Raw genomic sequence first — 7945 nt, forward strand, 5'->3', positions numbered from 1 at the left:
CTACAAGCACTCATATGGCCATGATGCGCAAGAAGTTGCGCACTCACCGCCCTGAAAACACTGCCCTATCCTGCTCTAGACCACATCACACAAGGCCTGCAGCCAAGTGCGCAAGAAGTTGCGCAGCACTGCGCAACTTCTTGCGCACCTTTTCCTTGAATCCTCCCTGAATACCCCTTTGCCGTGCCTCGAAAAATAGCCAACCCGCTGATTTTAAAGGGCTGGATACAACGTGGCACGCTCCTTGATCACAGTCAGGCACCCACCGGGCGATCTCGCCTCCCGGGCACCCTCATTTATTTAGCAAGGAGAGCATCCATGGCTACACCAGCGTATATGTCCATCACTGGCACCAAACAAGGCCTGATCACTGCCGGTGCATTCACCGCTGATTCGGTTGGCAACACCTACCAGGAAAGTCACGAAGACCAGGTCATGATTCAGGCGTTTAGCCACGACGTGATCATCCCGCGTGATCCGCAGTCCGGCCAACCGACCGGTCAGCGCATGCACAAGCCAGCCGTGATCACCAAGGTCTTCGACAAGTCTTCGCCACTACTGCAGGCGGCGCTGACCTCCGGCGAGCGCATGAGCGAAATCGTTATCCAGTGGTACCGCACCTCGGCGCAAGGCACCCAGGAGCACTACTACACCACCAAACTGGAAGACGCGATCATCGTTGCCATCAACAACAAAATGCACAACTGCCAGGACCCGTCGAACTCGCACTTCACTCACTTGGAAGAAGTGCAGTTCACCTATCGCAAAATCACCTGGACCCACGAAGTATCCGGTACTTCGGGTTCCGATGACTGGCGTACCCCGGTCGTCGGCTAAGTCTGGCCGACCGTTTCAAAACATCGGCCAGCTCTGCTGGTCGATGTTGTTTGCGTCACCCAAGAATTCTTGCGTTCGTTGATCACCCACTTGGGTATCGATGGATGCTGCAGCACTGCACGAGGAACAACGGATGTTCGCGCCGGCCAACCAGACTCACTTCGCCCTGACCGTAGAAGGTCTTGCGAACGATCTCCAGGTACTTGCCCTCACCGGTCGAGAAGCCATCAGTCAGCCATTTCAGTTCGACGTCGAACTGGTCAGTGAACAACCGTCCCTGGACCTCGAAAGCCTGTTGCACAAACCAGCGTTTTTGCAGCTCGCGCAAAACGGCACGGGCATTCATGGGCAGATCTATCGCGTGGCCCAAGGCGACGCCGGCAAGCGCCTGACCCGCTACTCGGTGACCCTGCGCCCGCAGCTGTCTTACCTTGCGCACCGCATCAACCAACGCATCTTCCAGAACCTCAGCGTGCCGAAAATCATCGGCCAGGTCCTCGAAGAACACGGCATCCAAAGCAATGCCTATGAATTCAAAGTCGGGGCGACTTATCCCGAGCGCGGGTATTGCGTTCAGTACGATGAATCGGACCTGCATTTCATCCAGCGCCTGTGCGAGGAAGAAGGTATCCATTACCACTTCCAGCACAGCGCCACCGCCCACATGCTGGTGTTCGGCGATGACCAGACGGTGTTCCCGAAACTCGCGCCCGTGGCCTATCAGCAAGACTCCGGCATCTGGCTGGCCGGCTTGCCGCCAACACAGATGGCTGGAAAAGCCGCGAAAGTGACCACGGCAGCCGTCGTCGGGATAGCGATCGACATCGTCATCAAGGCCGTGACCGGTTTTGTCGAGTCCGTGTTCAAGATCATCAAAGGCTTCATGGAATACGTCGAGAAGTACACCGCTGTTGCAGCGCGTGGCGTCACGGCCCAAATGAAGAAAGGTTTGGCACAGCTGCGTTTTGACGGCAAGCGCAACTCGAAACTGGAGAAAGTCGAAAAACCCCGACGAAAAAAGTGCGACGTGCGCCAAGAACACCTGCACCAATGGCTGCCCGGTTTCCATGGTCACCGGTGAAGAACTGCTGACCCTGACCGATGGCCAGCTCAACGGCCTGCTGCCCTTCGAGTGGACTCGCCTCTACCGCACCAGCGCCGCGGAAATCGATTGCGGCCTCGGCTACGGCTGGAGTCACGCCTTGGCGCAACGCGTCGATATCGCCGGCGACGAGGTGGTCTGGACAGACCATGAAAACCGCGTCACCACGTTCCCGCTGCCAAGCGTGCAACGCCCGGCGATTACCAACAGTCTCTCGGAAGCGGCGATTTTCCTCGGTGACGATCCGTCCGAGCTGATCCTCACTCAATCCGGCGAACGCGCCCGGTTCTACCACTTCCGCTACAACAGCAAAGGCGCGACGCTGATCGCCATCAGCGACGATTACGGCACCGGCCTGGACTGCCGCATCCCTTCCCTGCTGATCGACACCGAAGCCCCGCTCGACGTACTACATGAAACAGCGGCCTACCGCATCCGCAGCGCCACCCAACTGCTGGAAACCTTCGCCCTGCGCGACGACATCCAGGGTGACGCCAGCGTTCTGCACGAGGTTGCGCAGGCGCTGGTCATTTCGCTGCGCGACGGCTGCGACTTGCTGGACGTCATCGGGCGACGCTTGCGGGCGCAGGTTTCGGCGTAATGAATATGGGCGACCTTGGGGTCGCCCATTTTTTGTGGCCTCCAATGATAAGCGCATCACAGGCACCCACGAGGCGTCACTGGCAGCACTCACAGGGTAAGACCTCATAAATAAAGATCATCATATTGATTCTTATAAGACTTAAGACTCTGTATAGATGATCTTAACTACAAGAAAAAATCCTGAAAATGGCTCTCTTCTCCCATGGGTGCTGGACTTTGTCCCGTTACAAGCGACGACACACTGATCTGAGCAGCCCTACCCTTCCTTGCACATCATTAAGACCTTCTATACTGTCGCTTAATCCACTTAAAGATTACTTTGGCAAAGCCTAATGAGCACTTTTTTTCCACTCGACTGCGCTGAAAGCCTTATAAAAATAGGCCTCCTGGCCAAAAAACGACGCCAGGAACGCGGCCTTAGGCAGAAAGACCTCGCCAAGCTGGTGGGCGTAGCCGCAGGCACGTTGGGCAAGATCGAGGCCGGCGACCCCGTTGTTGAACTGCGTACCTTCATGCTGGTGTTATGGCATCTGGGCCTGCTTTCAGAAGTATTCAATGACGAGCCGATCAGCAAAAAAGCCCCTGAGCTGAAGAGCCAGCGAGTGCGCATCAAGCGCGTGACCGAAGAGAGCTTCTGATGAACATCCCTGCGGCATACATCTACATGGAGCATCCACTCACCGCCGAGACGGTTACCTTGGGACGGTTGAGAATGGGCATCAGCGGCAGCGGTGAGTTCGTGTACTCCCCCGCCTACCTTGCGCAAAACGATTGGGTGCCAGATCCGATTCGTTATCCGCCTAGCGATCAGGTGTTTCGGGTAACGTCCAACAATGGCATTCCGGGGTTCATACGCGATTGCATGCCCGATTCATGGGGCGAACAGTTGCTCAAGTCTCTGCATGGTCAAGCCATGACGCCTATCGAGATGCTGATCAGATCGCCCAACAATGACCGTTCCGGCAACCTGATGGCCGGAACTGCGCGAACGGCTCCACCGGGTATTGGAGGTGAGTCGGTCCCGTCCCTGCGAGGCCTGGGGGAGTTCATCAATACCGCCGACATCATTCAAAGCCATCAGCTTAACGACCCTGATCGACAGAGAATCCTGCTGGTCCGTCATCGTTCCTCCCTTGGTGGTGCCCGGCCAAAACGCACACTGCGTGATGGCAACACGCTTGTGCTGGCGAAGGCTCGGGATCGCTTTGATACCGTTGACATCCCGGCGATCGAACACGCGTGCATGACGTTTGCGGCGTCAAAAGGTATCCACACCGCAAGAACGCGACTGATCACCGATAAACGCTCTACGTTATTGGTGGATCGTTTTGATCGGGTTGAAGTCGACGGCCACATGCGCAGGGTCCCCATGCTCAGTGCGCTGACCTTGCTGGATGCTGACTGGTCCTCGACTGATCACAGCCGCTGGCGCTATGCCGGTGTTGCCGATGAAATGCGCAGACGCGGTGTCCCCTTGGAAGATCTGGAGCAGTTCTACGTTCAAATGTGCTTTCACGTTCTGGTCGGCAATGACGATGCACACGCCAAGAACCTGGCCATTATCTGGCGAGACGGCTCCTGGCGCCTTTCACCGATGTACGACGTAGTCCCATCGCCACACGAATCACCCGCCACGATGGCCATGGCACTGGGTAACGAAGGGACGCTGATCAGCCGGCAAAACATCCTCAGCCACCATGAACATTTCGGACTTGATCTACAGGGCGCCGAAACCATTCTTGATCGGGTACTGGGCTGGGAAAGCGAGTTACGAGAGCACTACATGGCACAACTCAGTGGTGTGGACTATGACGCGGCCATTGGCGCCATCAGCAGCACCAGGGTGATCTAGCGTCAGGGCGATATCGAACTTGATATCTGCGCCGCCAGCCTCCAACTACTAACACTCTGCGTCGCCTCTACGGAGCTCTCCGATGTCCGAACCACTGCTCATCCCCTGCCCCCACTGCAACGGCCTCAACCGCATCCCCGCCGAGCGCCTGGGCGATCAGCCCAAGTGCGGGCGCTGCAAAGCCGAAGTCCTGCTGAACAAGCCCTTTGAACTGAAGCAAGGCGATTACGCCAGTCAGATCAAGGGTGATCTGCCGTTGCTGGTGGATGTGTGGGCGGATTGGTGTGGGCCGTGCAAGTCGTTTGCGCCGGTGTTCGAGCAGGCGGCGAGGCAGTTGGCGGGCAAGTGTCGGTTGGCCAAGCTGGACAGCGAGGCGAATCAGCAGTTGTCGGCGCAGTTGGGGATTCGTTCGATTCCGAGTTTGATTCTGTTCAAGAACGGCCGGGAAGTGGCGCGTCAGAGCGGGGCGTTTCCGTTGCCGCAGTTGATGAGTTGGTTGCGTAGTCAGGGGATCTAACGACGTTCTCAAAGTCACCCTGAACTAAATGTGGGAAGAGCCGGGCGACGTTCGCCTGCTCGCGATGACGGTGTGACATTGAATGTAGATGTTAGCTGTCAGGCCGCTATCGCGAGCAAGCTCGCTCCCACATAAGTGCTGTGTTGTCTGTAGGAATCAGGTGTTTTCCAGCAGGTTGTGCAGTTCGACGAATTGCTGGGTCAGTTTGTGCCGGGGGTCGAGGTGGATCAGCGGCATGTTGGCCTGGTGGGATTCGCGCATGCGCACCGAGCTGGCCAGGTACACCGGCAGCACCGGCAGGCCTTCGGCGATCAGTTCGTCGAGCATCTGCTGCGGCAGGCTCGCACGGGCCTGGAACTGGTTGACCACGATGCCTTCGACTTGCAGGTCTTCGTTGTGGTCTTCCTTCAGCTCTTCTATTTCTGCCAGCAGGCCGTACAGCGCCTGACGGGAGAAGCTGTCGCAGTCGAAGGGAATCAGCACGCGATCGGCAGCGATCAAGGCGGATACCGCGTAGAAGTTCAACGCTGGCGGGGTGTCGAGGTAGATCCGGTCGTAGTCTTCGGCCAGTTCGTCGAGCAGTTTGCGCAGCTTGTTGATCTTGTGTTTGGCCTCAAGCTTGGGCTGCAGGTCGGCCAACTCGGCCGTGGCGGTGACCACGTGCAGGTTGTCGAACGGAGTTTCGTAAATATCGACCTGGTTTTTCTTCGAGAACGGCCCGGACGACAGGGTCTGCTTGAAGAAGTCGGCGATGCCCATCGGGATGTCGTTGCCGGTCAGGCCCGTCAGATACTGAGTCGAGTTGGCCTGGGCATCGAGATCCACCAGCAGCGTGCGATAACCCTCGCTGGCGCTGACCGCCGCCAGATTGCAGGCAATACTGGATTTGCCCACGCCACCTTTTTGATTGAACACCACGCGCCGCATGTCAAAACCTCCGTGTATCAAAGAATGACCGAGTGTAGTAGCCGACGCCGTTGGTTAGCTACCTCGTTGGCAATCGGACTACGCAGTCAGCTGCATTCTCTGCAAAAAACCAACCCGCCTCGCTCTTTGATCGATGAATCATCTGGCAGACACGGCTGTAAGAAACTGAATAATGGCCAAACGACAGCTTTTTTTGCCGATCAACGACATGGCGCGCCGAATAAAATGGAGCCAGTATTTGCTACAAGCCAGCTGCACCGGGATAATGCGCGCCACTCGGCCGTAGCGCCATGTCGGGTAGTCGCCGGTCAATCGACTCACCGCGTCAAGGAAGCCCGCAGGGGCGGGATGAATTTTCAGTGATCACATTCAATATCGCCCAATGGCGCGCGTGGGCCCCTGGGCTCGAAAGCGTGGACGATTGGCAAGCCTGGAGCCGACAACCGGTCGTGCTCGAAAGCAGTGATGCCGCCCCCGACGTATCGTTTCTGCCGGCCATGCAGCGTCGGCGACTCAGCCGTCTGGCGCGGATGGCCTTTAGTGTCGGTTGGCCGTTGGCCGAGGGTCGCGAACAGCTACCGTTGGTCTTTATTTCTCGTCACGGCGAAACCCCGCGTACTTTCGAGATTCTCAACGATCTGGCAGCCGATCAGCAGCTGTCGCCGACCCAGTTCAGCCTGTCGGTGCACAACGCCGTCATTGGCCTGTGGTCGATCATGCGCGGCGAAACCAGCGAAATGACCGCCCTCGCCGCGGCCGGCGACGGGCTTGAACACGGCATGCTAGAGGCTGCGGCGCTGCTTGAGGAAGGCGCGCCTGCGGTACTGCTGGTGATCGCAGAAGAACAACCGCCGCAAGCCTACTCGGCCTGGATCGACGATGTGCCGTTTCCTTACGCGGTCGGCCTGCTGATCACACCCGGAAATCAATGGCAGCTGTCCCTGAACAGCTCCTCGGATGCGTTGTCCAACGCTCACTGGCCCCACGCCCTGAATCTGTTGCGTACGCTGCTCGGCCAGCAGACCACCTGCCAACATGCCTGGAAAAATCGTGTATGGACCTGGCAACGCAACCCGTAACCGATAAACACCGCGACGCCTACTACTGGCGCCTGCTGGCCACCGCCGCGAGCTTCGCCCTGTTCGGGTGGGGCGGGCTGTGCCTGCGGCTGGTGATTCTCCCGGTGCTCGGCTGCCTGCCGGGCGATGCCCAGACCCATCGGCAACGGGCGCGGCTTACTGTCAGCCGCAAGTTCCGGTCTTTTGTCCGGTTCATGGCCCGCACAGGCGTACTGACCTACGACATCCAGGGCGCGGAAAAACTCGGGCGTCCGGGGCAGATGATCATCGCCAATCATCCATCGCTGATTGATGTCGTGTTCCTGATCGGTCTGGTGCCCCACGCCAACTGCGTGGTCAAGAAAAGCCTCTGGGAAAATCCCTTCACCCGTGGCCCGCTACGCCGCACCGAGTACATCAGCAATGACGGCAGCATGGACATGCTCGATGCCGCTGCCGATGCACTGAAAAGCGACCAGACCCTGATCATCTTCCCCGAAGGCACCCGCACCCAACCCGGCCAACCGCCGGCCTTTCATCGGGGCGCCGCGGCAATCGCCCTGCGCGGTGCGAGAATCATCACCCCGGTGATCATCAAGGTCAGCCCGACGACCCTGACCAAGGCCGAGCCCTGGTATCGGATCCCCAAACGCCGCGTTCACTTCAGTTTCCGTGTAGGGGCCGATATAGACCCACAAGCCTTCGCCGCGCTCGGTTCGCCCCCTAAGGCCTCGCGCAAGCTCAATGATTACTTCCACCATTACTTTATTAAGGAGCTCGCCGAAGATGAGCGATCTGAAGCGTGAGATAAAACTGCTAATCATCGACGCCCTGGGCCTCGAAGACATCGGCGTGCAAGACATCGGCGACGAGCAGACGCTATTCGGCGAAGGCCTGGGTCTGGACTCGGTCGACGCTCTGGAGCTCGGCCTGGCGATTCAGAAAAAGTACGGTATCAAGATTGATGCCGAAGCCAATGACACCCGTGGTCACTTCACCAACGTGGCGAGCCTTGCGGCGTTCGTCACTGCAACAAAGGCAGCTTGAGA

At 58.2% G+C, this 7945-nt stretch carries 9 protein-coding genes and 1 pseudogene; 9 read left to right on the forward strand and 1 reads right to left on the reverse strand.

Annotated features, from left to right (window positions below; translation table 11 throughout):
• Positions 1-318 precede the first annotated feature (318 nt).
• The 6 genes and pseudogenes from AC1RPZ_RS25970 (at position 319) to trxC (ending at position 4911) form a co-directional block, all read left to right on the forward strand.
• Complete coding sequence (locus AC1RPZ_RS25970) at positions 319-837, forward strand: Hcp family type VI secretion system effector (protein ID WP_493140574.1); 519 nt, start codon at positions 319-321, stop codon at positions 835-837.
• 133 nt (positions 838-970) lie between these two features.
• A pseudogene (gene tssI, locus AC1RPZ_RS25975) lies at positions 971-1576 on the forward strand (type VI secretion system tip protein TssI/VgrG); the annotation flags it as partial.
• 328 nt (positions 1577-1904) lie between these two features.
• On the forward strand, positions 1905-2540 hold the full coding sequence (locus AC1RPZ_RS25980; RefSeq protein ID WP_493140576.1) for a DUF6531 domain-containing protein: 636 nt from the start codon (positions 1905-1907) through the stop codon (positions 2538-2540).
• A 334-nt stretch (positions 2541-2874) separates the two neighbouring features.
• The gene (locus AC1RPZ_RS25985) at positions 2875-3180 is read left to right on the forward strand and encodes a helix-turn-helix transcriptional regulator (RefSeq protein WP_123581963.1); all 306 of its coding nucleotides are present in this window, start codon (positions 2875-2877) and stop codon (positions 3178-3180) included.
• Positions 3180-4394, forward strand: a complete 1215-nt coding sequence (locus tag AC1RPZ_RS25990) for a type II toxin-antitoxin system HipA family toxin (RefSeq protein ID WP_493140578.1) — start codon at positions 3180-3182, stop codon at positions 4392-4394. Before AC1RPZ_RS25985 ends, AC1RPZ_RS25990 begins: the two co-directional genes overlap by 1 nt.
• Before the next feature lie 82 nt (positions 4395-4476).
• Complete coding sequence (gene trxC, locus AC1RPZ_RS25995) at positions 4477-4911, forward strand: thioredoxin TrxC (protein WP_493140580.1); 435 nt, start codon at positions 4477-4479, stop codon at positions 4909-4911.
• Between the two features lie 156 nt (positions 4912-5067).
• Here trxC and AC1RPZ_RS26000 read toward each other — a convergent pair whose 3' ends face one another.
• A complete protein-coding gene (locus tag AC1RPZ_RS26000) occupies positions 5068-5838 on the reverse strand; it encodes a ParA family protein (RefSeq protein ID WP_123581965.1) in 771 nt (256 codons plus the stop codon).
• 359 nt (positions 5839-6197) lie between these two features.
• Between AC1RPZ_RS26000 and AC1RPZ_RS26005 the strand changes: the two genes are divergently transcribed.
• From AC1RPZ_RS26005 to AC1RPZ_RS26015, 3 genes are read left to right on the forward strand one after another with little or no spacing between them, the layout of a single operon-like run.
• Positions 6198-6917 carry a beta-ketoacyl synthase chain length factor gene (locus AC1RPZ_RS26005; protein WP_493140583.1) on the forward strand — a complete coding sequence of 240 codons (720 nt, stop codon included), beginning with the start codon at positions 6198-6200 and terminating at the stop codon, positions 6915-6917.
• On the forward strand, positions 6893-7702 hold the full coding sequence (locus tag AC1RPZ_RS26010) for a lysophospholipid acyltransferase family protein (protein WP_493140584.1): 810 nt from the start codon (positions 6893-6895) through the stop codon (positions 7700-7702). Before AC1RPZ_RS26005 ends, AC1RPZ_RS26010 begins: the two co-directional genes overlap by 25 nt.
• Positions 7683-7943 carry a phosphopantetheine-binding protein gene (locus tag AC1RPZ_RS26015; protein ID WP_493140586.1) on the forward strand — a complete coding sequence of 87 codons (261 nt, stop codon included), beginning with the start codon at positions 7683-7685 and terminating at the stop codon, positions 7941-7943. Before AC1RPZ_RS26010 ends, AC1RPZ_RS26015 begins: the two co-directional genes overlap by 20 nt.
• The last annotated feature ends 2 nt before the right edge of the window (positions 7944-7945 follow it).

This window comes from Pseudomonas sp. GW822-FHT02D10 (genome assembly GCF_058802345.1).

Bases quoted from the DNA above. Each gene is read 5' to 3' on its own strand.
- AC1RPZ_RS26015 (WP_493140586.1), top strand. From the start codon at position 7,683: ATGAGCGATCTGAAGCGTGAGATAAAACTGCTAATCATCGACGCCCTG.
- AC1RPZ_RS26000 (WP_123581965.1), bottom strand. From the start codon at position 5,838: ATGCGGCGCGTGGTGTTCAATCAAAAAGGTGGCGTGGGCAAATCCAGT.
- AC1RPZ_RS25985 (WP_123581963.1), top strand. From the start codon at position 2,875: ATGAGCACTTTTTTTCCACTCGACTGCGCTGAAAGCCTTATAAAAATA.
- AC1RPZ_RS25970 (WP_493140574.1), top strand. From the start codon at position 319: ATGGCTACACCAGCGTATATGTCCATCACTGGCACCAAACAAGGCCTG.
- AC1RPZ_RS25990 (WP_493140578.1), top strand. From the start codon at position 3,180: ATGAACATCCCTGCGGCATACATCTACATGGAGCATCCACTCACCGCC.
- AC1RPZ_RS25980 (WP_493140576.1), top strand. From the start codon at position 1,905: ATGGTCACCGGTGAAGAACTGCTGACCCTGACCGATGGCCAGCTCAAC.
- AC1RPZ_RS26010 (WP_493140584.1), top strand. From the start codon at position 6,893: ATGGACCTGGCAACGCAACCCGTAACCGATAAACACCGCGACGCCTAC.
- trxC (WP_493140580.1), top strand. From the start codon at position 4,477: ATGTCCGAACCACTGCTCATCCCCTGCCCCCACTGCAACGGCCTCAAC.